Below are 25,925 nucleotides of genomic sequence, written 5' to 3'. Positions count from 1 at the left end.
CCTCTCAATCAATACTGAAACTTAAATATTTATACAAATCTTCATCATTTATACTATATCTTTTCATTTCAATTAGTGATGTTATATTTTTTATTTCAATTAATGCTAATTCTAGATATGCAACTACTGTACTTATATCACTTTTATGCTCTTTTTTATTTTTCAAATGCATACCACTTATATAAGCTAAAATATCTCTTTCAACCAAATAATCTTCACTCACAGAATACTTTACAAACTTTCCGTACTTAGTATCTAACAGCACTTTTTGAAATTTACTAATATCATTTGAGTAACATAGTTTTTTCAGTTTATCTATTTTTATATTAAGTCCACCTGGTAATGTATAGTTAAGTATTTCTTCTGGACTTAATTTATAATATTTTTTACCCCTATATATAAATTGTAAATTTAACAAATCTATATAGGTACCAACTATTTCATTCATTATATCTTTATCTTTCTTATTAAGCTTATCTATAGACTTTTGTAAATAGCTATAATACATAAAATCCAATGTTACCTCTATACGGAATAATGTTTCTTCATCTGATTTATCTATTATACTTTTTAAATATTTATAGTAATTAGTCCCTTCTAAGGCATGTATAGCCTCATTTATATTATTTGTAGCTAGCATTTTTTGAAAGTTCAAATCATTTAATGGACTATCATAGGTTACTAATGAATTTAAATCATTATTTTGTCTTCCTGTATATTTTCCTCTTAGTATATATCTAACATCTTCTAATTGAAATCTCATAAACATAGTTTTAAAAAACTTTTTATACTCTCCATTAAAAAAATGAATAACTTTCTGAAAATTTTGCATATAATTCTTCATTAATATATATTCTAATTGTCCTCTATGAATTTCTTGCAAGTCATATCCCTTTAAAAGCTTTCCATATTCTGTTTCATTATTTAAGAAATTTAATACTTCTTTATAATTTTCACATTCTATGATTTTTTTATATTGTTCTTTAGTTAAAAATTTTCTTTGCATAGCTTTTACTTTTGAATTAATTGCAGCATACATAGTTATATCACTCATGATCACTCCCCCTTAAAGGGATTCAAAATTGTTTTAATTGCATCCTCTACTATAGTTTCTTTTTTATCTTCATATTTATTTTTAACATTTGTAATTTTTTCTATCTTTTCTTTTTCTATTTTTTCTTTGTTTGCTTTAATATTTTTTTCATAATCCTCTTGGACTTTATTTTTAAAAGTTTTTAATTCTTCCTCTACATCTATCCACATTAATTCTATCTTTTTGTTTAACCCCTCTTTTCTTTCTTTTATTTCCATCTGTTTTAATACTTTATATTCTTCCACATCCTTATCTAGTTTTATAACTTTTTTTATTGCATCTTCCAAGTACACCACCTCTTTTTCTTTTATATTTTGAAAAACAACTAAACCTCATGCTTCTAAACATAAGATTTAAATATATCAACAAATTTACTTAATTAGATGGCAATTTTTTATTATATATATAATTAAATTTTATACAGCTAAATTTATTTTAAATATCATGTTAAATATCCATTTGAACCATGAAACATAGTTACATAAATATTTAAAAGCTATTCCATTAAATTTTCTTATCCACTTTTTTATATGATCTTTTAAAGTGTATATTATTTTTAAACTCTTACAAAGTTTTATATTTTCTTCAAGTTTTAATGACCTTTTTATAGCTTTTAACTTCTCAAAGGTTGCTGATGAAAAACCTTTAATTATATTATTACTATTTTTACATATTAAACACTTTTCAGAATTTCCTTGGCATCTAAATAGTTCATCAGAAAAATAATCATTAAATTTAGATGAATATCTTAGCCCTATTTTTTTAAAATCAATTATACTACTCTCTTGATTTTTAATATTGCTCTCATATTCAAAAAAATCTTTTACAGAGTTTAAAATTTTATGTCTCCAATAAAAGGCTGTAGATAAACTTATACCAACTAATTTTGAGGATTTCCTTAAAGAATATCCTGCAAGCATACATTTAGTATATTCTATCCATTTGCTTATATTTTTTTTGCTATATGATATTGGTGAATTTGTATAATTTGTAAAGGTCTTATGGCAATCTTTGCAGATATATCTTTGTTTTTCTTTGTACTTTCCATTTTTAACTATATTTTCACTTTTACAATGAACACATATAGTATCTGTATATAAATCCTCTTTATCATTATTTTTATTATGATGTTCTGGATTTAAGCTAACTATTTTTTTTAAATGGTTATATAATCTGCTTTTTTCTTCTTTCTTACATTCTTTTATTCTCTTCATTAACACTGCAAAGTAAGTGTTTGCCATCACTGAAACCTCCAAACATAATTTCCATTATTTGAAATTATATCACACATCAACATTTATTGCAAACATAAAATATGACCTATTAAAAAAGCAATAATGAATATTATTACTTTTTTGGGATAGAATTTAAATAACATATATATGTTATCAGATAAATATAAATAAAAAAAGACATTATTGTTAAGTGGAGGTTAACAAATGAATTATTTTCAAAAAGCAAATGATTATTATAATTCAAAAGATTACCATAAGGCAATAGCTTTATATAAAAAATCAATAACATTAAAAACAAATGAGGCTGCTTCTTTATATAATACTGCTGTATGTTTTATAAAGCTAAAAAATTATAAAGATGCTATACCTTTATTAGAAAAATCTCTTTTATTAAAAAAAGATAGTAAATACTTTTTTAATTTAGGGTACTGTTACATAATGTTAGATAATAATAAAAAAGCTTTAATTAATTTTAAAACTGCCTGGACATTAAATCCTGAGGATAAAGATTGTAAAAAAGCTATATCTCTAATAGAAAATAAGTATAAAAAAGATAATCTGTGAACATATCTCACAGATTATCTTTTTTTATATTACCATTCCCCTACAATATTGCCATCCTTATGATCTAAATTAAATCTTTTACTATCAAAATAATTACCACCTTTATAAAAAGTAGTATCTACATTAACCCATGCATCTTCTTCAGGTAGATATACTTCATTCCAGGCATGACTCACCCAATTTAAACCATTAAATCCCATGCCTGTTACCAATCGTACATGTATTCCATTAGCTCTACACATGGCAACGTATAAACATGAATAATCAAAGCAAATTCCTTTTTTTGTATTAAATGTAGGGATAGATCCCGAGGATACATTAAAATCATCCTTTAATACTTTATTTGCCTTATCATAATCATAGGATATATTACTTCCTATCCAATTGTATAGTATCTTAGCTTTTTTTCTAGTTTCTGTTTCATCTTTTACTAAAAATCTAGCAAAATCATTTATTTCCTTATTTGATTTTACTCCTTCACTTAAAGTTACTCCGTTATAATATACTATAGTCCTAGATCTATTTATACTGTTTTTAGGTCTATTATTACTTTCTACATCTTTAGATACTATTTTAAAAGAATTATCTATTATTTTAGGTAATTTTTTAGCTAATTTAGAATTAGTTATTGGTATTATAAACTCTTTGCATACATATTTATATGGTAATGATTCATTTAAATATTTATTTAAAGAACTATTTGCATAAAACATAGATCCTATATTTAAACTAAAAACTACTATTAGTATAAAAGCTATAGCTTTTGGAATTTGAGATATTGCCCCCATAATTCTTTTAAAAATATTGCTTTTACTCCTTAAGTATCTTTCTATCCTATCTAATACTGGATAAAATGTTATGCTATTAAGTAAATGTAATAGTATAAATGTAATTTTATATATTATAAAAATAAATAAGGGTATTAAAACTAAATATATTATAATTGGTTTATTTTCCATGTAATTAATTATATTTTTGGGTATGGAATAATATATAGATTTATATATTCCTTCATCATGTTGTAAAAATATTTTCTTCCCACCTATGGTTCCTATTAAAAGTGATACTATAAATGATATGCTTCTATTAGTTTCTTCTATATCTAATTTCAAATCTTGGGACGAAAATTTGAATAAAAACCCCTTTAATATTGGGTACAAAAATACCAAAGCCATTACCAACGTTATGGGATTTATATTATTCATTCATAACTCCCCCTTAAATAATAAATTAGTATTTCTAGCCATCACTATATAAGAGTTTATTTAATACAGACTTTACATCTTCCCACAAATATCCTTTACTCATTAAAAATCTTCCCAATTTGTTATATATTTTTGTCTTATCCTCTTCATTTTTTAGTATAGATTTATATTTCTTTTCTGCTATTTTATTTAAAGCATCTTTTTCCTTATCTCTGTCTACACAATTTAATTTTTCATCTATAATACTTTCACTTATACCCTTTTGCATAAGTGAATATTTTATTTTATTTCTCCCCTCCCTTTTTAATCTTTCTTCTATATAGAGTTCTCCAAATCTCCAGTCATCTATAAATTTGTATTCAGTTAAAAAATCAATAACTCTTTCTATAGTTTTATTATCATATCCTTTAGAAAGTAGTTTGTCATATACTTGTCTCTCTGTTTTATAACTTTTTTCTATAAATTTTAAAGCATCTCCCTTACATTTAATATAATTATCTTCTTCTGCAATAACTTTTAACTCTTTATAGTCTACTTCTTGTCCTATTTTTAAGTTGTGTTTAAATGCTAGCTCTGTACTAAAAGCCATAGCATACTCATCATTTATATATAGGTTTACTCTTTTTTTGTTTCTCTTCTGAACTTCTATTTTAGTTATTTTATTTATCTTTGAAGTATTATCCAAGCATATTTCCTCCTTGACAATCTTACTTTATTGCTTATTCTTTAAAATATGTATAGTAGGATGATTAAATACTTTATTTGCCATCCTTACTATGTCCTCTTCTTTTATTTCATCTAATTTTTTAATGTCTTCTGTAAATTCATATATATTCCTATCTTCTATGATTTGGTGAACTATATAATTGCTTAAATCACTACTATCATCTAAAATAAAAGCAATGGCGGTTTTTAAGTTTTTTTTCATGAGTCTAATAGTATTTATATGAAACTTAATTGTACCATCTTTTATATCATTAATACATTTATCTATAGTATTAATGGTTTCATTTACGCTATTTTGAGAAACCGCAGTATAAATGTATATAGAGTTAAAGGAATTTATACTATCTAATAAAGTATATACATCATAAGCAAGTCCCTTTTCTTCTCTAAGTTTTCTAAACAATAAAGAGTTATTACTTTCTCCTAATCTATGATTTAATACCTTCAGCACCATTTCTTCTTTCTTATCTAAATTATTGCAAGTATAAAGATATAATATACAACTTTGTTCTATGTCTCTTTTATTATAAATATATTTACCTGGTATATTTTGTTCAAAAGCTAAATTTTTCCTTTCAAATTCTTTTTTAGTCCAACTCTTAAAATATTTGTGCAATATTTTCTCTATATGGTCATAATCATAAGATGAAACTATGGATATATAAGAATTATTAGGAACATAATATCTACTATAGAAATCTTCTAACTGTTTTTTGGTAAATTTTTCTATATTTTCTTTTGTTCCTATTGTATCATATTTTAAAGGACTATTTCTATATGCTAACTCTTTTATTTTTACAAAACTAAAATCTTCTATATCATCTCTGCTTCCACTTAATTCTGAAAGTATTACTTTTCTTTCTTTTTCTACTTCTTCCTTTTGAAAATTTGAATTTATAACCATATCACTTATAAGTTCTATAGCTTTTTCAAACTCATCATTTAATGCTGTAATAGAATAAATAGTACAATTATAGTCTGTATATGCATTATATTCTCCGGCTAATTCCTCTAAATCTTCATTTAGCTTTTCATTAGTTCTATTTTTAGTCCCTTTAAAAATCATGTGCTCTATGAAATGGGAAATACCCTTTTCTTTTTCACTTTCAAAAATAGATCCTATTCCTACTCCTAAGTTAATTGAAAAAATAGGTGTATCTTTCTTAACCAAAACCGCTTTAAAACCATTAGGTAAATTTAATTCCTTTGATTCAAACATTATTAAACTCCTTCTACCTTTTAAATTTTTCTCTTTCTTGACAAACATAATATATTATAATATCATATTTTAGAATATAAAAAAATAATATGGACAGTTCGTAACCATCCTGTCCCTAAATAAAACTATGGAGGTATATTATGATTAAAAACACTAAGCAATTAGTAACTAGTGCTATTATTGCAACTATTTATGCGGTAGTTACTATATTTTTAACTTATCCTATGAGCTTCCAAGCTTCTCAATTTAGAGTAGCAGAAGCTTTAACTATTTTACCACTTTTTACACCTGTGGCAATACCAGGACTTTTTATAGGTTGCCTAATATCTAATCTTTTAAGTCCAGTAGGTCCATTAGACGTAATATTTGGTTCATTAACCACTTTAATTGCTGCTATAACTACTTGGCAAATAGGAAAAAGTAATTTAAAACATAAAAAACTTTTAGCTCCCTTGCCACCAGTTATATTAAATGCAATTATAATTGGATTACTACTTAATTATACTCTAAAATGGCCTTTAGTTTTAACTATGTTACAAGTAGGCTTTGGAGAACTTTTATGCTGTTATGGTTTAGGATTACCTTTAATAACTGTAATTGAAAAAAATAATTACTTAAAACAACTTTTAAGTTTACAATTTATAAAAGGAAAGGATAGAGCTTAATTAAATAAGTTCTATCCTTTTAATATTATTTTCCTTTAGGTATCCAACTATTAACTAATTCTTCATTCTTAGCCATCCACTCTTTAGCTACTTCTTCTGGGTCTTTTTTACTATCTGCTATATCTCCCATAAGAGTTCCCAATTGCTCATCATTTAGCTTAAAGTTTTTCAAGAATTCTGCCACTTCTGGCATATCTTCTTTAAATCCTTTTCTTGAATAAGTATGAATATTTTCTGCTTCTCCATAGGATTTTTTAGGGTCTTCCAAGAATTTCAAATCCCAGCGAGCAAATTTCCAATGAGGTTTCCAACCAGTCACTACAATATCTTGTTTTTTATCAATTGCTTCTTTAAGCATTACAGTCATAGTTGGGCCACTTCCTTCTAATATTTCATATTCTAGATTATAATCCTTCTTAGCTCTTTCAGTGGCACTCATTATACCTGCCCCAGCATCTATTCCTATAATTTTTCCACCCAATTTTCCTTTGACTTTATTTAAATCTTCTATGCTATTTATATCAGAATTTTTTGGTACAACTAATCCTATTCTTGCATTTTCATAATTATATCCCAAATCTTCTATTTTGTCTTTGTATTTTGTTACATAATCGTGATGAGTTACCGGAAGCCATGCATCTAAGAAAGCATCTATATTTCCATCTGATAAAGATGTAAATATCATACCTGCCTCTCCCATGGTTAACTCCACATCATAGCCCATCTTTTCTTCTAATGCAACTTTGGCAAGGTTTGTCATAGCAACTCCTTCTGCCCAGTTTACATACCCCAATTTAACATTCCCTTTTCCCTTATTAGCTGCTCCTTTTCCACATCCTGCTAATACCGAAGTAGTTAATATTATTGAACAAAGTATTACAGCTAATTTTTTAAAATTGAACTTCATTAATATCCTCCTCATTCTTTATTATTTGCAAGTGATTGAGTCATTCTATCTAGTATCATAGCTAATATAACTACTGCAAGCCCGCTTTCAAAACCTTGCCCTATTTTTAATTGAGTTATACCTTGATAAACTTCCCTACCTAATCCTCCTGCTCCTATCATAGCTGAGACAACAACCATTGATAGTGCAAGCATTATAGTCTGATTTACTCCTGCTAATATAGTAGGTAGAGCTATTGGTAACTGTACTTTATATAACATTTGTTTAGGAGTAGATCCAAAAGATTTTGCAGCTTCCACTACCTCATCTGGAACTTGCCTTATTCCTAAATTAGTTAATCTTACAGCAGGTGGCATTGAAAATATAACAGTTGCTATTGCTCCTGGTACTTTTCCCATTCCAAAAAACAGTACTGCTGGTATTAAATATACAAAGGCTGGCATTGTCTGCATAAAATCTAAAATAGGTCTTAATATTTTATTAGCTTTTTCATTTCTTGCAGACATAATACCAAAAGGCACACCTATTAATAACGCTATTAAAGCTGAAACTAAAACTAAAGCTAATGTCTGCATTGTCTGATTCCATAATTGCATAGAATCTATAAAAAACAGTCCTACAAAGGTAAAAATAGCTACCCTTTTATCTGCTAATTTATATGCCAATAGTGCAAATAATATAATTACCACTATGCTAGGTGGAAACATTAATATATCTTCTAATCCATTAATAAGTGCTTCATGAATAACTTTTATAAGATTAAAAAATGGTTCTATATTAGTTTTTAGCCATTCTACAATAAATTCAAAAAAAGGTCCTACATGAAATTTAAAAAACATATAACTAATTCTCCTTTCCTAATATTCCTCCAATTATAGTGGATCTTTTTATTATTCCTAAAAGCTTATCACTTTCATCTACTACAGCTAAAGGATATCTAGAATCTTTAGCCATAGATAATAAATCCGCTATAGGAGTTTCTGGAGAAACAATAGGTATATTTATATCTATTATTTCATCTACTTGTCTTATATTTTTCTGTGCTAGTTCTAATGCATCCTCTATTTTTATTATTCCTCTAAGTTTTCTATCTTTGTCTATCACATATAAGCTAGATATTTCTTCTTCTTGCATAAATCTAACTGCAACTTTAGGTCCATCCTTATGAGTTAGTATAGGATTTGGATTTTTCATTATTGAAGATGCTGTAAGTACTTTAGTTCTATCCACACCCTCTACGAAATTTCTAACATAGTCACTAGCTGGATTAGTTAAGATATCTTCTGATGTTCCAATTTGTTCAATTACTCCATCTTTCATAATAGCTATTCTATCTCCTAATTTTAGGGCTTCATCTAAATCATGAGTAATAAAAATAATTGTCTTTTGCATTTTAGATTGAAGTTGAAGTAATTCATCTTGCATTCCCTTACGAATTAGTGGATCTAATGCACTAAAAGCTTCATCCATTAATAATATATCTGGATCTGTAGCTAAAGCTCTTGCAAGTCCTACCCTTTGTTGCATTCCTCCACTTAATTCTTTAGGTTTACTATTAGCATAGTTTCCTAAACCAACTAATTTTAAAGCTTCTAATGCTTTTTCTTTTCTAATATTTTCTCCTATCCCTTGCACCTCTAGTCCATATTCTACATTAGTTAATATAGATCTATGCGGAAATAAAGCAAAATTCTGGAATACCATAGCTATTTTCTTTCTTCTTATTTCTCTAAGAGCTTTATCATCAGATTTTGCAATATCTTCTCCATCAATATAAATTGATCCTGCTGTAGGTTCTATTAATCTATTTAAACATCTTATCAATGTAGATTTTCCACTTCCAGAAAGCCCCATAATAACAAAAAACTCTCCATCTTCTACTTCAAAATTTACATTATTTACACCTATACTGCAGCCTGTCTTTTTAAGTACCTCTTCTTTACCATATCCTTTTTCTATTAACTCAAATGCCTTTTGAGTATTATTTCCAAATACTTTATATACATTTTCAACTTTAATTTTTGTCATATTAACCTCCTAATTTTGGATAACTGATATAAAAAAACAAACAACTCTATTATTTTTTATGAGTTGTTTGTTTTGCGACATTCTCATTGTAACATAGAGGTTGTTACCATGTCAAATTACTTCTAAAGCCTATATATTAGTGCATTAATCAATTTATCCATATTTTTTTAATATTTTATTAATAAAAATTTAATTATACTTTCTATCTAAAGTAAAATAACTACAAGGGAAATTTCCCTTGTAGTTATTTTACTCATCTTTAGGATAAATTATATATATTTTTTTATTATTATTTGGTGGCACAAATATTGCTTTTTTATCCTTTGAAATTTCTTTATTTAAATTTTCATAGCTTCTTGCCATTCTTAGTTCTGCTATTCCTGTAACTCCCACATATACATCTGAAATTTTATACCATGTAGCATAATCTACATTTCCTGTTTGCGGCAATGAAAATACACCTTGAAAAATTTTAACTGAATTTTGTGTACTAGCTCCATATACACTATCTACAGCAACTTTAGGTATAGCTGGATAATTATCAGCTATTCTATTCAAGTAAATCTGTATAGTCCTAACATCTCTTCCTCTATTGCCTATAGTTAATGTATAACCTGGCCAAGACTTGGGTATTCCACTTATCTCTTTTGCTGTGACTAAGTTTAAGTTACTACCATAAAAAGATGTTAGTATTTCATATGGAGTTTTTCCCTCATCACCTAAGTACTTACTTCCCCATTGAGTCATCCATCCTGGACATTTAACTTTTACCCCATCACAATATTGGGATAATAATGGCTGTTTCACATCTGGCCTTTTCATATATGTTGAAAATATATCATCTACTATTCTACTTATATTATCATATATATTTCTTCCATAATTGAAGGCATGATCATATGCAGTAGAACTAGTTATATCAAAAGGTTTTCCTTTTGCTCTATACCATTCTGTATATATTCTATTTAAAGTAAAGGATATTATTGCATATACATTTGATCTAATTGTATTTCCCGTCCAAGTAGAAAATATTTCACAACAAGCTACATTTTTAATATAATCTTTATATCTAACAGTATAATTAGGTGCAGTATTATCATCCGGTACTCCCTGATGTACTACTATATATTCTGGAATTACAGGTTCTTGTAATACTACAAATCCACTACTTGGAGATGGTAATACCTTCTCTGGATTTTCTGGAATTTTAGGTGGATAATTTCCTACGATAGTGTTAGGTTCTACACTTATTATTTCTTCAGCTTGTCTTGTAGGTGTGCCAGTTTCTAATCTACATTCTTGATATGCCACCCTTTCTGGATATATTTGACACCCCTTTATTATAATCGGTGTAAATCCACTTGCTTCAACTTTTAAATCCACCAGACTATAAGGTAAATTTGGGTTTGGTGATTGTGAATATTCCATAGGCGGTGCATTTAATTCTACCTCTTTAGTTAATCCCGATGAATCTGTAGCCTCATTTATTTCTATTTTACTTTGATTTGTCTCCCCTGATTGTACTATAGTTACTTTTGTATTTTCCACAGGAATATAACTATCTTCCTTCCAAACTTGTACTTTTAAAGCTCCCTTTGCCATTTAATTTTGACTCCTAAACATTATTATCATTTTATACTATGAAATATATGCGAGTTTCGTAACTATTATTTTATAATAAATTTAGGTATTCTAATAAATATATTTCTTTTATTATTAGTTTTGCTTCTTACATTTTCAAATACTCCTCTTAAGTTTAGAATTCCATAACCCCATTCAGGATTAGGATATGAATCACTCTCTCTTCTAGTTGCTCCTCTTATGAAATAAGTTTTTAGCTTTACAGCATATAAAGTAGGATCATTTCCCTCTACTATTCCCCATTGAAACATCAATGCACATGCTCCTGCATATATTGCTGAAGCTGCACTACTTCCACTTACCATAACCACTCTCCCACTATTGTCTATGGTTTTTATATTTAAACCACCAGTAGTTATATCTGGTACTATTCTTCCATCCCTTGTATATCCTCTAGATGATTCTCCTAAGATTGAATTATTGTTTTGGTTATAAAAAGAAGTAGATAAAATACTTTTACTGGATGAAGGCATTTGTATTGTAGTATATGGGGTTGAATTTAAAAACTGTGTTTCTTTATCTATTATAGGCTCTTGAGGTAGCCATGCATCATATCTTCCATTTACAATTAAATCTCCTATAAGATTAAATCTCCATATACCCTCTCTTATATTTTCTATTTTTACAAGTATTAATTCATCACCTGTTAGCTCTTCTGGAAGATAGTATTCGATAAATACTTTACTACCTTCAAAAACTAAATCTATTTCTTCTTTTTCCTTAATTTTTGCAGATACTTTTTCTATATTTTCTCCTGCTGGAGAGGTTATTCCAATAGATACCTTGTCCGGTTTTTTACACCAAATTCCAAAAGTTAAATCCTTTTCAAAAGGACCAACTTTTAATTCTATTGTCTTTATATCTCCACTTTTCTGTAAAGTTCCTGAGGTATGGGTAGAACTTTCGCCTTGATTGCCAGTTCCTGTTACCACTGCAAGACCTCTTATATTAGAAATATTATCAATATATTTTTCCAATATTGTATTTCCATCATGGGGTCCTCCATTACTTCCTAATGGTATATATATGACCATAGGTTTATTAAGATCTTTTCCCACATTATATAAATATTTTATTGCCGTTACAATAGAAACTGTATCGTATAACGGTTCCTTTACAAAATTATGTCCTAGTTGTTCTACCATCTCCTCTTCATTCATAGGCCTTAATTTTACTACTGCAAATTCGCAGTCTGGAGCCGCTCCTTTAACTTCTGGATTTTTTCCTTTTGCACCTATTACTCCAGCCATTTTAGTTCCATGACTAATATCGTCTTTTAATGGTACTATATCATAAGGATTTTTATTCTCTAATTTTGCCTTTATTGCTTTATTTATATCATCTCTAAAATATTCTGTTCCATAGGGAATACTTTTAGGGTTTGGTCCCTTATTATCTGTTTGATCCCACATTCTTTCAATTCTTGTAGTATTGTCCTCATTTATAAATTCAGTATTTAAATAATCTATTCCAGTATCTAATATTCCTACCAAAACTCCTCTACCAGTTAAATTTAGATAAGGATATTCATGAAATTCATTTATGTGTGATGTTTCTTTCGGATCTATATCTGTTAAACTAAATATATAATTTCTTTCAACATAAACTATTTCCTTTAAATCTTTTTCTAATTGTTCCTCTTTCCCTTCTTCCACTATTAGCACTGCATAATCCTCGTCTAGTATAAATACATCTGCATAGTCTATTGTCTTCATTTTACTTACTATATCCCCATCATATTCAATTAGATACCTATTATATTCAATGTTTTTATCTTGCCTTATTTTTACCATAACCTCCCTACTCTCTCCCTCTGCTCTTAATATGTTAAAAGAATCTCCTGCACAAATCTCTCCATATCCCCAGGTTTCATTTGGATAATTTAGATTAGGTCTATTTCTTCTTGCTCCTTTAAGTAGATAATATTTTAATCTATCTCCATATAAAAAAGGATCTCTCCCTTGAAGAACCCCCCATTGCATAAAAAGAGCACATATACCTGCAACTTGAGGTGCTGCCATAGATGTACCAGATTTTGTGTCGAATCTTCCTCTTGGGACTGAAGATAATATTTCTTCTCCTGGTGCAACTATATCTGGCTTTAGATATGCTTTTTCATATAAACTGCCTCTTCCTGAAAAACTTGATATAGTATTAGTTAAATAATTATAACTCCCAACAGATATTACATTTTCAACGGTAGCAGGAATACCTAAAGTATTGTATACATTAGGTTCTAAAAACTTAGTATTTGGATTTAAAGATTCACTTATTGGCATCCATATATCATATTTTCCTTTATACTCATCTTTGCAAGTTATATTTAGTTTCCATATTCCCGATAAAATAAAATCATTGTTAGGAAGTATTGTAATTATTATTTCACCATTCATATTATAGGGTTTAGGTCCTGTATTATATATATATAATTTATCTCTGCCAATATTCACTTCCTTATATCCCTCATCTAAAATTATTTTACCTGATGAGTTAGAAGATGGGTTTATTATTTCTATTGTAAAATTATTAATTATATCCTTATATATCTGTAGTATTAATCCCCTTTCTCCTTGAGAAACATTTATAGGAATACTCTGTTCTTCTTTTACAATATCTCCTACATGATGTGCTCTATCTCCTTCATTACCAGCAGCTACTACAAAGGAGATAGGCTCAAGTCTACATACAGTGTTTATATATTGTTCAAATAAGCTACTCCCTTTATGAGAACCATCATTTGTACTAAAACTTAGATTTATAACTAAGGGTTTATTCAATTCCTTAGTTTTTTCTATTAAGAATTTTATTCCCCTCATTATTAAGGTATCTTTTGCGTAATTTATATTTCCCCTGGGGGTTATTTTTACCATAGCTATACTGCTTTTATATGCAACGCCATATAGATTTTTATTTATGTTTCCTCCTGCACAAGCTATACCTGCCACATGGGTTCCATGCCCCACTGTATCTACTTGTGGTACAATGCTTAAAGGATTTTCTGATTTTAAAGCTCTATTAATATCTTCTTTATTCCAAACCTTCCCTTCTTCTGAATAGTCCTTTATATATTCTATTCTGGTATTTTCATTTTCATCTATAAATGCTGGATGGGTGTAATCAATACCTGAATCTATAAATCCTAATAAAACTCCTTCTCCAGTTAATTTATATATCTCTTGTAATGGGATTACACAAGAGGCCCTATTACTTCCTAAATCGCTGGTATATACAGCTTTTGGTAATTCAACATATTGAACTCCAGGTACTTTTGATATTTTTTCTATGTCCTTTATATCCAGGGTTATTATTCCAAAATTATATCCTAGATTTTCAAAGCTTCCTCCTAAATTTTCTACGGCAATCCTTATATTTTCAGGTGCTAAATTATATATAACCGTTAACTCAACCTTCCCTCTTAAAACCTCCTCATTCTGTGATAATTCAGCTAGCTTATTTAAGATTGTAGAAGGAACATTTCCTAAAAGGTTTAATAATCCATTTGCTTCTATCTTAATCTCTCCTTAAAGTATGCTCTCATAACTATAATATGTTTCAATATAAATACATTGACTAAAAATTCTTTTATAATAAAAAATACCCTCACATAAAATATGGAAGGTATTTTAACTATACAGTTTTTCTAATTATAAGATCTGTATCAAAAAATATTTGTCTTTTTACTTCTTTATCACCATTTATTATAGATATAAGCATTCTACAAGCTTCTTTTCCCATAGAATATATGGGTTGAGCAATAGTGGTAAGTTCTGGTTCTATGTATTTAGAAATATTTATATTATCAAATCCCATAATTGCTATATCTTCTGGTATTTTGTATCCATTTCTTAAAAGAACCTTAATTCCTCCAAAAGCCATCATATCATTACTACAAAATATAGCTTCCACATCTGGAATTTCTCTAATTATTTTCTCTGTAACTTCTATACCACTTTCTATAGTAAAATCCCCTTCATAAACATAGAATTCATTGTATAAATTATATGATTCCATTACTTCTTTATATCCATTAAATCTTTCTTTTGTATTCTCTAGCCTTTTAGGACCTTTTACAAAGGCAATTTTCTTTATATTTTTACTTAATAAGTAATTCATACCTTTAATTACACCTTTTTTATTTAAAGAATATATTCCATAACTATTTTTATCTGTTTTTATTGGTCTGTCTACCATTACAAATTTCACATTATTTTTTTTTAGCATATCTATGCTCTTGGCACTTTCTCCACCAGAAATAAATATAATACCATCTACTGCCTTACTTAATAGCAATCTTGTATATTTTTCTTCCTTTTTTTCTTCATTATCTGTGTTACAAAATATAACGTTATGTCCTAAAGAGTTAGCCACATCTTCTATAGCCCTTGCCATTTCTGAAAAATATGGATTTGTAATGTCTGGAAGGATTATTCCTATGGTTCCTGATTTTCTAGTGCTTAAACTTCTAGCTAGCGAATTTGGTATATAATTTAATTCTTCTGCTATAGATAATATCTTTTTTCTTGTTTCTTCACTTATCCCACTATCTCTATTATTTATAACCATTGATACGGTAGTTTTTGAAACCTTTGCTATTTTGGCTATATCCATCATTGTAACTTTTTTCATTGCTATACCTCTAACAAATATAAATTTTATAAAATCCAGGATTAATTAATCCTGGATTTTATTATATCACTAAGTTTATACTTTATATATTTATTTTTTTATAAGTTTTAATTCTACTGGTATTTCCTTTTCTACTGATTCATTTTTAGCAATTTTAACTGCATTTTCTACTGAAATGCTTCCCATTAAATCTGGTTGTTGTGCAACTGTAGCAGTTAATTCTCCACTTTCAACAGCTTTTACTGCATCTTCATTTCCATCAAAACCAACAATAGTAACTTTTTTACCACTTAATGCCTTAACCGCTCCCAATGCCATTTCATCATTATGACAGAATACAGCCTTAAAATCAGGATTGGCTTGGATTATGTTTTCCATTACACTTAAACCCTTTTGTCTATCAAAATCTGCTGGTTGACTAGCAACTACCTTTACACCATCTTTTCCTTTTATTCCCTCATGAAATCCTTTTCCTCTATCTCTTGCTGCAGATGTACCTGGTAGTCCTTGTATTTCAACTATATTTCCCTTTTCTCCTAGTTTTTCTAATATAAATTCTGCTGCCATCTTACCTCCAGCTGCATTATCCGAAGCAATATGAGAAGCTACTTGTCCTTTATTTGAATTTCTATCCACTGTAACCACAGGAATTTTATTATCATTGGCTACTTGTATAGCATTACCAACAGCATCGCTATCAGTAGGATTTATAATTATAACTTCTGCCCCCTTTTGTACTAAATCTTCTACATTTGATCTTTCTGTAGCTCCATCATCTCTAGAATCTAATACTAAAAGTTCATACCCTAGTTCTTTTGCTTTCTTTTCTGCTCCCTTTTTCATGGATACAAAGAATGGATTGTTCAATGTGGAAATTACCATTCCTATTTTTTTACCTTCTCCACTTTTATCCTTATCTTTTTCACCACTATTTCCACATCCTGCAAAACCTGCTGTCATCATAACTCCTGTAAGAATCAATGATAATAATTTAACCTTTCTTTTTTTCATTTTTATTCTCCTCCCCTTTTATTAAATTATTTATATTAAAATTTATTTTTTACTCTTTTTATCTATTAAAACAGCTAGAAGTATTACTAACCCCTTTACAATAGATTGATAATATGCCGATACTCCTGCTAAGTTTAATCCATTATTCAAAACACCTATTATCATAGCTCCTATTATAGTTCCAACAACTGTTCCTTCCCCACCAGCTAAACTAGTTCCACCAAGTACTACTGCTGCTATAGCATCCAGTTCAAAACCAAGTCCAGCATTTGGAGAAGCTGTTCCCACCCTGCTAGTTGTAATTACACCACTTAAAGCAGCTGTCATGCCACATATTACATACACAAGCATTTTAACTTTATCTGTATTTATTCCTGAAAGCCTAGCTGAATCTTCATTACCTCCAAGAGCGTAAACATATCTTCCATATCTAGTTTGACTTAAAACATACCATGCCATAATAAGTATTATTATAGTTATTATAGCTGGAACTGGTATATATCCTAATATCTTTTTATTACCTATTACCATAAACTTCTCAGATAGTCCTGATATTGGCGTACCATTTGTATATACCATAGTAACCCCTCTAAATACAGTCATAGTTGCTAAAGTTACTATAAAAGCTTGTATCTTTCCTTTAGCTACTGTTACTCCATTCATCAGTCCAATTGCTGCTCCAATTATTAAAGCTACAACCAAGGATAAAAAGATACTATTAGTAAGTCTTATTATACTAGCAGAAAGGGCACCTGTTATAGCAAGTGTTGATCCCACAGATAAATCAATTCCTCCAGTTAAAATTACAAAAGACATTCCTATAGCTAATATTGCATTAACAGATACTTGAGTAAATACATTCATTATGTTAGATACATTTAAAAATCTTGGTGTTAATATAGAAATTATTATACATAGTAATATCAATCCAAATAACGATTTAAACTTCAAAAGGAATTCTTTTATATTGTTGTTCATTTTATTTCCTTTCATCCCCTTACATTTTTAATTAGAAAAAGCTACTGCATATTTCATAATCTTTTCCTGTGTAGCTTCTTCTCTTGATAATTCTCCTGACAAATTTCCTTCACTCATAACTAATATTCTATCACTTATTCCCAATACTTCAGGCATATCAGAAGATATCATAATTATGGCTTTACCTAAACTTTTGATTTCATTTAAAACTTCATATATTTCTTTTTTAGCACCTACATCTATTCCTCTTGTAGGTTCGTCTATTATTAAAATATTTGGGGAAATCATAATCCATTTTGCTATAATAGCCTTTTGTTGATTACCTCCACTTAAGTTTTTAATTATCTGATTAGCCGAAGGTGTTTTTACGGATAATTTTTTTATGTAATCATCTATTTCTTTTGATTCTTTTTCTTTATTTATCTTTTTTATACTATTTTCATATTTCTTTAAGTTACAAAGACTTATATTATTACCTACAGACATATTTAAAATAAGCCCTTCTTTTTTTCTATCTTCTGATAAATAAGCTATGCCATTCTCTATAGCTTCTTTAGGGGAAGTTATATTAATTTTTTTATCATTTATATATATATCACCACTACTTTTTTTATACTCTCCAAATATAGTCTTAGCTAATTCTGTTCTTCCAGATCCCATAAGTCCCGCCAATCCTAATATTTCTCCTGCCCTTACTTCAAAAGAAATATTTTTCACCTTATTTTTGTAGGATAAATTATTTACTGCTAATAATGCATCTCCCTTTTTAACCTTTTTATATGGAAATTGTTCTTCTAGCTTTCTTCCAACCATCATAGTTATTAAATCATCTTTTGTTGTATCTTTTACTTTAACCTCTCCTACATATTTACCATCTCTTAATACGTTTACTCTATCACATATTTGAAAGATTTCATCTAATCTATGGGATATATATATTATACAAATTCCTTCTGACTTTAATTTATTTATAACTTTAAATAACCTTTCTGTTTCTACTTCAGTTAAAGCAGTAGTAGGTTCATCCATTATTATCAATTTAGATTTCTTAGAAATAGCCTTAATAATTTCTATCATTTGCATTTCACCTATATTTATATCCTTAGCTAAAATATCTACATCTGCTGTAAATCCTATAGTTGATAGCAGTTTTTCACTCTCTGACCTCATGTAATCCTTATCAAGTTTATTAAAAATTCCTTTATATTTTTCGCTACCTAAAAATATATTTTCATATATTTTTAAATTTGAAAGCAGACTTAATTCTTGATGTATTATAGATATTCCCAATTCTTCTGCTTCTTTTATCCCCTTTATATCTACTTTCTTTTCATCTATAAAAATATCTCCTTCATCTTTTGTATATACACCGCTTAATATTTTCATCAATGTAGATTTACCTGCTCCATTCTCTCCTAATAGAGCTAGTACTTCTCCTCTATATACTTTAAGTTCTACATTGTCTAGAGCTTGTACACCAGAAAAAAACTTGGAAATTCCTTTCATTTGTAAAAAGGGCTTCTCTTCTAAATTTTCTTTTTTCATTAGAAAACCACTCCCGATTTTAATATTATATTTGCATAAGGTGTCTGCTCTCCTGTTCTTATAACAGCTTTACAATGCTTCAAATTATTTTTTAATTCCTCATGGGATATAAAAGTTATTTTTGCATGTCCTAGCTGTTTTTTTATTTCTTTAAAAAGTTCTGAACTTAAATCTTGAGTTTCATTAGCTATTTGCACTTCTTCTACCTGAAGTTCCATCATTACACTTTTTAAAGTATCCATAAAGGTTGGAATATTTTTTATTAAAGCTAAATCTATTCGTTTAGTTTCTTCTGGTATAGGTAATCCACAATCTCCTATAGCTAAAGAATCTGTATGTCCCATTTTAGATATTACATGGGATATCTCATTATTTAAAATTCCTATCTTCTTCATAATTAATTCTCCTTAAAAACTTCTTTAACTTCACTTAAATATGGTATAGAAGATTGAGCACCTTCTTTTTGTACTACTATAGAAGATACTTTATTTCCATAAAGCACTCCCTCTTTTATATTTTCAAAACTTAATTCTTTTTCTCCTAATTTATGTGCTAAAGCACCTATAAAACTATCTCCTGCTGCTGTAGTATCTATAGCATTTACTTTATAAGCAGGAATTATTTCAAACTTATATTTAGATATAATTGCCGCTCCCTTTTCTCCAAGAGTAATAATTACAAATTTTATTCCTCTTTCTAGAAAAACTTGTGCAGATTTTTTAATATCATTTTCATTTTTTATTTTTATTTTTGTAATTTCAAAAGCTTCCATTTCATTGGGTATAATAATATCTGTATTTTTCAAAAGATTTTCAGTTATTTCTTTTGCAGGAGCTGGATTTAATATAGTAGTTACTCCAAAACTTTTAGCTAGTTTAAAAGCATCCTCTGCCACATCTATAGGAGTCTCAAACTGCGTTATAAGAATATTGGAATCTTTAATAGCCTCTTTAAACTGATATATGTCTTCTTTTTTTAAAGACATATTGGCACCGGATACAACTACTATAGAATTATTCCCGTCTTTATCTACAGTAACTATTGCCATACCTGTTGGTTCTTTATCATCTTTTAGTATATATTCAACATTTATGTTATCGTTTTCAATGTTCCTATATAAAATATCACCATTATCATCTTTTCCTAATTTACCTATCATATAAACTTTAGATCCTAATCTAGCTGCTGCAACTCCTTGATTAGCTCCTTTTCCACCAGCTACTTTATCTAAAGATCTTGTTAATAAAGTTTCTCCAACTTTAGCCATTCTATCTACTTTCAAAACTATATCCATATTTATACTTCCCAGGATAGAAATTTTCGCCAATATATATCCCCCCTCTTTTACTTAACCGGTTCACTAATTCGGTTAATTAACATTATATAGACTTTTATTATAGCTGTCAATAACTGAATAGGCCATTATACGTATATTCAGAAATTTCTTTTAACATAATCTCCCTATAAATTAACTTATAGGAATAATATACATATTAAACACATTATCTCATTATTTGATTATTGTTCGTAAAAAAAATTTATGCCATACTTAATATCGAGGTGATTTTATGTTAAAAAAATTAATTGTTCCATTAAGTTTAAGCTTAGCGCTAACATTTCCAGTAGCAGCAAAGGCCCAAGGTACATATACTGTTCAAAAAGGTGACAGCCTTTGGAAAATAGCAGTGAAAAATCAGGTTGGATTGGACGAGCTAATAAGTTCTAATCCACAGCTAAAAAATCCTAGCTTAATCTATCCTGGTGCAAAAATATCCATTCCAAGTTCAAACGAAACTAAATCTATGGAAACAGAAGTTGTAAGACTAGTTAATATTGAAAGAGCCAATAATGGTTTGGCTCCATTAAAGGAAAATTGGGAGCTTTCTAGAGTAGCAAGATTTAAATCTAACGACATGATAGCTAAAAACTATTTTTCTCATACTTCACCTACTTACGGATCTCCATTTAAAATGATGAATTCATTTGGATTAAAATACTCATCTGCTGGTGAAAATATTGCCATGGGTCAAAGAACTCCAAAAGAAGTTGTACAAGGTTGGATGAATTCTCCAGGACATAGACGTAATATTTTAAATAAAAACTTTACAGAAATTGGAGTGGGTGTATCTAAAGATTCTAAAGGAAATCCTTATTGGACACAAATGTTTATAAGACCATAATATAGATTGTAACTAAAAGAGAGTTAAAATATAATTTTAGCTCTCTTCTTTATTTTATGTTTTTAAACTATTTTTTTTTAAACAATACCATTTTAGCTTCAATTTTCTTTTTATCTAATTCTAGTAAAACATAAGAATACCATCTCTCTTTTAATTTTCTCGTAGGGGATCCTGGGTTTATCATTAAAATCTTATTTCTAGTTTTTATAATTGGTTGATGGCTATGTCCAAAAATAATAATATCTACTTTTTCATCTTTAAACTCATCATAAGCTCTATCTAAAGTATTTTTACTACCTCCATGACCATGAAATAATCCAATTTTATATCCTTCTATTTTTATTATGTCTTTCATAGGTAAAACGCCTTTTATATCTTTGCTATCATTATTTCCATAGACTCCTATAAACTTTTTTTTGTTTTTTATTCTTTTTATAACTTCTAAAGAATTAAAATCCCCTACATGAACAATTGTATCTACATCATAAAAATAATCTTTCAGTAATTTATCTATATTTTCAACTTTTTTTGTTACATGAGTATCCGATATGATTCCTATTTTCATTAGCACCCCTTCTTTATTTTAGTAATAATGAGCAATTTAATATTTATAAATTATGTTTATATTATTATATTTAAACTTCCTAAATCAGTTAATTTATAGATCAAATAATTTTGATAAATTAAAATTATTATGAGTGCAACAAAGAAAAATATCCTCAATTATTCATTAAAAGAAAGCCCTAAAGCAGAATTTTCTTTTATATTATTCCTAAGTTTTCTATTCTTATTATATTATCTACTTTTAAAACATCGCTAAGTCCACTTATCTTTTCAATGGCTTTTTGTACATCACCTTCATTTGTTCTATGAGTTACGAACACTAAAGAGGCGTGTTCTTGTCTCTTACCTTTTTGTATTACAGAAAGTAAGCTTACATTATTTTCTCCTAATATAGTTGTAATTTCTCCTAAAACTCCTGGCTTATCTCCTACTGTGATTCTTATATAATATTCACTTTTAACTCCGCTCATATTTTTTATATTCTTTGAAGTTTTATCACATTGAACAAAATGATTTTCTTCTCTTTCTTTATTTCTTATTACTGAAATTATATCTCCAACTACTGCACTACCTGTTGGTAATTCTCCAGCACCTCTTCCATAAAGCATAAGATCTCCAACTGCATTTCCCTTTATAAAAATAGCATTGAAAGAATCATTTACATTGGCAAGAGGGTGCACTGCTGGAACCATAGTAGGATGTACTCTTAATTCAAGTTCTCCAAATTCTTCTTTTATTATAGCTAATAGTTTTATTACATATCCAAATTCTTCTGCATATTTAATGTCTATAGGATCTATATTTGTTATACCTTCTCTATACACTGATTCTACATCTACAAAAGAATCAAAGCCTAGAGAAGTCAAAATACATAGTTTATATACTGCATCAAAGGCCTCTATATCGGAGGTAGGGTCTGCTTCTGCATAACCCTTTTGTTGTGCTTCTTTTAGAGCCTCCTCAAAGCTTAATCCATCTAAGGTCATTTTTGTTAGTATATAATTTGTTGTACCATTAATTATTCCTATTACTTCATTTATTTTATTAGCAGTTAAACTTTCTGTTAAACCGTGAATAACAGGTATTCCACCGCCTACGCTGGCTTCATAGTAAAATAGTACTCCATTTTGTTTTGCTATTTGAGATAACTCTCTTCCCTTCATAGCTAATACCATTTTATTTGCAGTAACTACATGCTTGCCACTTTTCATAGCCTTTACCATATAGTCAAAAGATGGCTCTACTCCTCCAATTACCTCAACCACTATATCTATGCTAGGATCTTCTAAGATTTCATCTACATCTGTAGTTATTAAATCTTCAGGAATCTTTAAATCTCTTTTTTTATTAATGTCTTTTACTAATACTTTTTTGATTTCTATATTATAGCCAGATCTTCTCTTTATAATGTCTTTATTTATTTGAAGTATATTCCATACTCCTTTACCTACATTACCTAATCCTAATAGTCCGATTTTTATAACCTTCATAATTAAGCCCCTTTTCTCCTAGATTATTTTGCAAATTCATCATATATAGATTTTAAAGCCTTTTCAAAATCTTCATTTTCTACACCTACAATTATATTTATCTCACTTGAGCCTTGAATTATCATTCTAATATTAACTTTTTCTCTAGCCAATGCGTCAAATATTTTTGCTGACATACCTACAGTTCTAAGCATACCCCTTCCAACTATAGCAACTAAAGCCATATTAGGATAAACTTCTATAGAATCTGGCTTGCATTTCATTTCTATTTCCTCTAATATACCATCTAGCTTTCCGTTTAGTTGATTTTTAGATATTACCAGTGACACAGCATCTACACCTGAAGGCATATGTTCAAAAGATACATAATTTTCTTCTAAAACTGAAAGTACTTTTCTGCAATACCCCTGTTCTATATTCATCATATTTTTTTCTATGGCAATAACAACAAAATCTTTTTTCCCTGCTATACCTGTTATACTTCCTGCATAACTAGCTGGCTTTAAGTCATCAATTATAAGAGTTCCCTTATCTTCTGGTCTATTAGTATTTTTAATATTTATTGGAATCCCTGCACTTCTTACAGGAAAGACCGCTTCTTCATGTAATACAGTTGCTCCCATATACGCTAATTCTCTAAGTTCTCTATAAGTTATTTTTTCTATATTTTTAGGATTTTCTACAATATTAGGATCCACCATTAAAAATCCAGATACATCTGTCCAATTTTCATATAAATCCGCAGCCACTCCTCTAGCAATAATAGCACCTGTTACATCAGATCCACCTCTGGAGAAAGTTTTTATATCTCCATTAGGTAAGGATCCATAAAAACCGGGAATAACAGCTTTTTGTATATTACATAATCTTTTACTTACTGCTTCTTGAGTTTTATCACTATCAAAAACTCCATTTCTCCTAAAGAATATAATCTCTGCTGGATCTACAAATTCATATCCTAAATAATTAGAAAGAATTAATCCATTTAAGTATTCTCCCCTACTAGCTGTATAATCTGCTGTAGCTCCATTTTTTATATTTTTCTTTATATTTTCTAACTCTGTATCTATATCTATATTTACCCCTAATTCCTTAGCAAGATCTTTAAATCTTTTTTCTATAATGGTAAATATATAATCTATTTCAACATTTTGTTCTACATTTGCATGACATAAGTAAAGTAAATCAGTAATTTTTTGATCTTCTTTATGCCTTTTTCCGGGAGCAGAAGGAACTACATATTTCCTTCTTTGGTCTCCTAAAACTATATTCTTAACTTTTTTAAATTGATTCACATCTGCTAAAGAACTTCCTCCAAATTTTGTCACTATAATATTATTCATAGTTAAATTCCCCCATTCAATTTAGATATTACTGTTGCCCCTTTATGATCTACAACTAATTTTTTTATATTCCATTTATGATTTAATATTCTTAATTCTTCATTCATATTTTTTAAAAAATCTTCTCTATGTTTTTCTGTTATTGCCATAATTGTGGGACCTGCCCCACTTAAAAAAACTCCTAATGCCCCATTTTTTTTACATTTCACTATTAAATCATCATAGTTTCCTATTAATTCTTTCCTGTAAGGTTGATGAAGTTTATCTTCAAAAGCTACTTCTAAATTCTCATACTTTCCACTTATTAAACTAGAAATCATAAGAGCAACTCTTCCTACATTAAAAACTGCATCTTTATAATCTACAGTTTTAGGAAGAACTTCTCTAGATTTCTTTGTGGATAGTATAAAATTTGGAATTAAAGCATGAAAATTTATATTTTTATCTATATCTATTTTATCATGATATATTCTATCTTTATCTTTAACTACAGCCGTCATACCACCAAAAATGGCTGGTGCCACATTATCAGGATGTCCTTCTATTTCCGTGGAAATTTCTAACATTTCTTCCTTAGATAATTTGTTTCCTATAAAATCATTGGCTGCCATAACCCCTCCAACTATACAAGAAGCACTACTACCTAAGCCTCTAGATTCTGGAATATCCCCTTCTATTTTAATTCTTAATCCTTTAAGCTTATATCCAAATTTATCAAATACTTTTTTCATAGAAACATAAAATAAATTCTTATCATTTCTATACTTTTCTTCACATCCTTCAATATAAATACCTGATTCTATTTCTTCTACATAAAATTTATTATAAATACTTAAAGCCACTCCCAAGGAGTCAAATCCAGGTCCAAAATTAGCACTAGTTCCAGGTACTTTAATCTCTAACAT

The 25,925-nt window shown here is 28.5% G+C and carries 23 protein-coding genes and 1 pseudogene; 3 read left to right on the top strand and 21 right to left on the bottom strand.

Annotated features, from left to right (window positions below; genetic code table 11):
- Positions 1–4: 4 nt before the first annotated feature.
- From B5D21_RS03775 to B5D21_RS14485, 3 genes and pseudogenes are all read right to left on the bottom strand, one after another.
- A complete protein-coding gene (locus B5D21_RS03775) occupies positions 5–1,054 on the bottom strand; it encodes a V-type ATPase subunit (protein ID WP_035108917.1) in 1,050 nt (349 codons plus the stop codon).
- Between the two features lie 2 nt (positions 1,055–1,056).
- Positions 1,057–1,380, bottom strand: coding sequence for a hypothetical protein (locus B5D21_RS03770; RefSeq protein WP_035108915.1), 324 nt, complete (start codon positions 1,378–1,380; stop codon positions 1,057–1,059).
- 542 nt (positions 1,381–1,922) lie between these two features.
- Positions 1,923–2,334 (bottom strand): annotated as a pseudogene (locus B5D21_RS14485) (transposase); the annotation flags it as partial.
- 198 nt (positions 2,335–2,532) lie between these two features.
- Here B5D21_RS14485 and B5D21_RS03760 point away from each other — a divergent pair.
- Entirely contained in the window at positions 2,533–2,892 is a 360-nt protein-coding gene (locus B5D21_RS03760; protein WP_011100472.1) for a tetratricopeptide repeat protein, read from the top strand.
- A 29-nt stretch (positions 2,893–2,921) separates the two neighbouring features.
- Here B5D21_RS03760 and B5D21_RS03755 read toward each other — a convergent pair whose 3' ends face one another.
- The 3 genes from B5D21_RS03755 to B5D21_RS03745 are packed head-to-tail and all read right to left on the bottom strand — an operon-like array spanning position 2,922 to position 6,042.
- A complete protein-coding gene (locus B5D21_RS03755; RefSeq protein ID WP_011100473.1) occupies positions 2,922–4,097 on the bottom strand; it encodes a transglutaminase-like domain-containing protein in 1,176 nt (391 codons plus the stop codon).
- Between the two features lie 34 nt (positions 4,098–4,131).
- Positions 4,132–4,782, bottom strand: a complete 651-nt coding sequence (recX, locus tag B5D21_RS03750) for a recombination regulator RecX (protein WP_011100474.1) — start codon at positions 4,780–4,782, stop codon at positions 4,132–4,134.
- Between the two features lie 27 nt (positions 4,783–4,809).
- Complete coding sequence (locus B5D21_RS03745) at positions 4,810–6,042, bottom strand: M16 family metallopeptidase (RefSeq protein WP_035108912.1); 1,233 nt, start codon at positions 6,040–6,042, stop codon at positions 4,810–4,812.
- 140 nt (positions 6,043–6,182) lie between these two features.
- On the opposite strand from B5D21_RS03745, the gene B5D21_RS03740 reads away from it, so the two are divergent.
- Complete coding sequence (locus B5D21_RS03740) at positions 6,183–6,707, top strand: QueT transporter family protein (RefSeq protein ID WP_011100476.1); 525 nt, start codon at positions 6,183–6,185, stop codon at positions 6,705–6,707.
- Between the two features lie 25 nt (positions 6,708–6,732).
- Here the strand turns inward: B5D21_RS03740 and B5D21_RS03735 are convergent, their stop codons facing one another.
- From B5D21_RS03735 to rbsK, 11 genes are all read right to left on the bottom strand, one after another.
- Positions 6,733–7,614 (bottom strand): glycine betaine ABC transporter substrate-binding protein, encoded by an 882-nt coding sequence (locus B5D21_RS03735; protein ID WP_035108910.1) that lies wholly within the window; start codon positions 7,612–7,614, stop codon positions 6,733–6,735.
- 11 nt (positions 7,615–7,625) lie between these two features.
- Positions 7,626–8,453, bottom strand: coding sequence for an ABC transporter permease (locus B5D21_RS03730; RefSeq protein ID WP_011100478.1), 828 nt, complete (start codon positions 8,451–8,453; stop codon positions 7,626–7,628).
- A gap of 4 nt (positions 8,454–8,457) precedes the next feature.
- Positions 8,458–9,642 (bottom strand): glycine betaine/L-proline ABC transporter ATP-binding protein ProV, encoded by a 1,185-nt coding sequence (proV, locus tag B5D21_RS03725; RefSeq protein WP_011100479.1) that lies wholly within the window; start codon positions 9,640–9,642, stop codon positions 8,458–8,460.
- A gap of 249 nt (positions 9,643–9,891) precedes the next feature.
- Complete coding sequence (locus tag B5D21_RS03720) at positions 9,892–11,244, bottom strand: peptidoglycan-binding domain-containing protein (protein WP_011100480.1); 1,353 nt, start codon at positions 11,242–11,244, stop codon at positions 9,892–9,894.
- Between the two features lie 65 nt (positions 11,245–11,309).
- Positions 11,310–14,792, bottom strand: a complete 3,483-nt coding sequence (locus B5D21_RS03715) for a S8 family peptidase (protein WP_158001430.1) — start codon at positions 14,790–14,792, stop codon at positions 11,310–11,312.
- A gap of 118 nt (positions 14,793–14,910) precedes the next feature.
- Positions 14,911–15,909: a LacI family DNA-binding transcriptional regulator gene (locus B5D21_RS03710; RefSeq protein ID WP_011100482.1), complete on the bottom strand. Its 999-nt coding sequence runs from the start codon at positions 15,907–15,909 to the stop codon at positions 14,911–14,913.
- 90 nt (positions 15,910–15,999) lie between these two features.
- Entirely contained in the window at positions 16,000–16,920 is a 921-nt protein-coding gene (rbsB, locus tag B5D21_RS03705; RefSeq protein ID WP_035108905.1) for a ribose ABC transporter substrate-binding protein RbsB, read from the bottom strand.
- A gap of 42 nt (positions 16,921–16,962) precedes the next feature.
- A complete protein-coding gene (locus B5D21_RS03700; RefSeq protein WP_035110313.1) occupies positions 16,963–17,898 on the bottom strand; it encodes an ABC transporter permease subunit in 936 nt (311 codons plus the stop codon).
- 27 nt (positions 17,899–17,925) lie between these two features.
- Positions 17,926–19,443, bottom strand: coding sequence for a sugar ABC transporter ATP-binding protein (locus B5D21_RS03695; protein ID WP_011100485.1), 1,518 nt, complete (start codon positions 19,441–19,443; stop codon positions 17,926–17,928).
- On the bottom strand, positions 19,443–19,838 hold the full coding sequence (gene rbsD, locus B5D21_RS03690; protein ID WP_011100486.1) for a D-ribose pyranase: 396 nt from the start codon (positions 19,836–19,838) through the stop codon (positions 19,443–19,445). The genes B5D21_RS03695 and rbsD overlap by 1 nt, the downstream gene beginning before the upstream one ends.
- Positions 19,839–19,840: 2 nt before the next feature.
- Entirely contained in the window at positions 19,841–20,770 is a 930-nt protein-coding gene (rbsK, locus tag B5D21_RS03685; protein WP_011100487.1) for a ribokinase, read from the bottom strand.
- Between the two features lie 241 nt (positions 20,771–21,011).
- Here rbsK and safA point away from each other — a divergent pair, with 241 nt between their 5' ends.
- Positions 21,012–21,623: a SafA/ExsA family spore coat assembly protein gene (gene safA, locus B5D21_RS03680; protein ID WP_011100488.1), complete on the top strand. Its 612-nt coding sequence runs from the start codon at positions 21,012–21,014 to the stop codon at positions 21,621–21,623.
- Positions 21,624–21,690: 67 nt separating this feature from the next.
- Here the strand turns inward: safA and B5D21_RS03675 are convergent, their stop codons facing one another.
- The 4 genes from B5D21_RS03675 to thrB all read right to left on the bottom strand — a co-directional run bounded on the left by B5D21_RS03675 (position 21,691) and on the right by thrB (position 25,925).
- Positions 21,691–22,188 carry a metallophosphoesterase family protein gene (locus tag B5D21_RS03675; RefSeq protein ID WP_035108902.1) on the bottom strand — a complete coding sequence of 166 codons (498 nt, stop codon included), beginning with the start codon at positions 22,186–22,188 and terminating at the stop codon, positions 21,691–21,693.
- A 196-nt stretch (positions 22,189–22,384) separates the two neighbouring features.
- A complete protein-coding gene (locus B5D21_RS03670; RefSeq protein WP_011100490.1) occupies positions 22,385–23,677 on the bottom strand; it encodes a homoserine dehydrogenase in 1,293 nt (430 codons plus the stop codon).
- 23 nt (positions 23,678–23,700) lie between these two features.
- Positions 23,701–25,020, bottom strand: coding sequence for an aspartate kinase (locus B5D21_RS03665; RefSeq protein ID WP_011100491.1), 1,320 nt, complete (start codon positions 25,018–25,020; stop codon positions 23,701–23,703).
- A gap of 2 nt (positions 25,021–25,022) precedes the next feature.
- Complete coding sequence (gene thrB / locus B5D21_RS03660) at positions 25,023–25,925, bottom strand: homoserine kinase (protein WP_035124390.1); 903 nt, start codon at positions 25,923–25,925, stop codon at positions 25,023–25,025.

Origin of the sequence: Clostridium tetani (assembly GCF_900167265.1) — a bacterium.
Classification (GTDB): Bacteria; Bacillota; Clostridia; order Clostridiales; family Clostridiaceae; genus Clostridium_G; species Clostridium_G tetani.
Note: the sequence above shows the minus strand (reverse complement) of the source record. Positions and strands in the feature narration are given on the sequence as shown.

Excerpts from the sequence above, each read along its gene's own strand:
- B5D21_RS03775 (WP_035108917.1), bottom strand. The coding sequence starts at position 1,054 with ATGAGTGATATAACTATGTATGCTGCAATTAATTCAAAAGTAAAAGCT.
- B5D21_RS03760 (WP_011100472.1), top strand. The coding sequence starts at position 2,533 with ATGAATTATTTTCAAAAAGCAAATGATTATTATAATTCAAAAGATTAC.
- B5D21_RS03755 (WP_011100473.1), bottom strand. The coding sequence starts at position 4,097 with ATGAATAATATAAATCCCATAACGTTGGTAATGGCTTTGGTATTTTTG.
- B5D21_RS03745 (WP_035108912.1), bottom strand. The coding sequence starts at position 6,042 with ATGTTTGAATCAAAGGAATTAAATTTACCTAATGGTTTTAAAGCGGTT.
- B5D21_RS03740 (WP_011100476.1), top strand. The coding sequence starts at position 6,183 with ATGATTAAAAACACTAAGCAATTAGTAACTAGTGCTATTATTGCAACT.
- B5D21_RS03735 (WP_035108910.1), bottom strand. The coding sequence starts at position 7,614 with ATGAAGTTCAATTTTAAAAAATTAGCTGTAATACTTTGTTCAATAATA.
- B5D21_RS03730 (WP_011100478.1), bottom strand. The coding sequence starts at position 8,453 with ATGTTTTTTAAATTTCATGTAGGACCTTTTTTTGAATTTATTGTAGAA.
- proV (WP_011100479.1), bottom strand. The coding sequence starts at position 9,642 with ATGACAAAAATTAAAGTTGAAAATGTATATAAAGTATTTGGAAATAAT.
- B5D21_RS03720 (WP_011100480.1), bottom strand. The coding sequence starts at position 11,244 with ATGGCAAAGGGAGCTTTAAAAGTACAAGTTTGGAAGGAAGATAGTTAT.
- B5D21_RS03710 (WP_011100482.1), bottom strand. The coding sequence starts at position 15,909 with ATGAAAAAAGTTACAATGATGGATATAGCCAAAATAGCAAAGGTTTCA.
- rbsB (WP_035108905.1), bottom strand. The coding sequence starts at position 16,920 with ATGAAAAAAAGAAAGGTTAAATTATTATCATTGATTCTTACAGGAGTT.
- B5D21_RS03700 (WP_035110313.1), bottom strand. The coding sequence starts at position 17,898 with ATGAACAACAATATAAAAGAATTCCTTTTGAAGTTTAAATCGTTATTT.
- B5D21_RS03695 (WP_011100485.1), bottom strand. The coding sequence starts at position 19,443 with ATGAAAAAAGAAAATTTAGAAGAGAAGCCCTTTTTACAAATGAAAGGA.
- rbsD (WP_011100486.1), bottom strand. The coding sequence starts at position 19,838 with ATGAAGAAGATAGGAATTTTAAATAATGAGATATCCCATGTAATATCT.
- safA (WP_011100488.1), top strand. The coding sequence starts at position 21,012 with ATGTTAAAAAAATTAATTGTTCCATTAAGTTTAAGCTTAGCGCTAACA.
- B5D21_RS03675 (WP_035108902.1), bottom strand. The coding sequence starts at position 22,188 with ATGAAAATAGGAATCATATCGGATACTCATGTAACAAAAAAAGTTGAA.
- B5D21_RS03670 (WP_011100490.1), bottom strand. The coding sequence starts at position 23,677 with ATGAAGGTTATAAAAATCGGACTATTAGGATTAGGTAATGTAGGTAAA.
- B5D21_RS03665 (WP_011100491.1), bottom strand. The coding sequence starts at position 25,020 with ATGAATAATATTATAGTGACAAAATTTGGAGGAAGTTCTTTAGCAGAT.
- thrB (WP_035124390.1), bottom strand. The coding sequence starts at position 25,925 with ATGTTAGAGATTAAAGTACCTGGAACTAGTGCTAATTTTGGACCTGGA.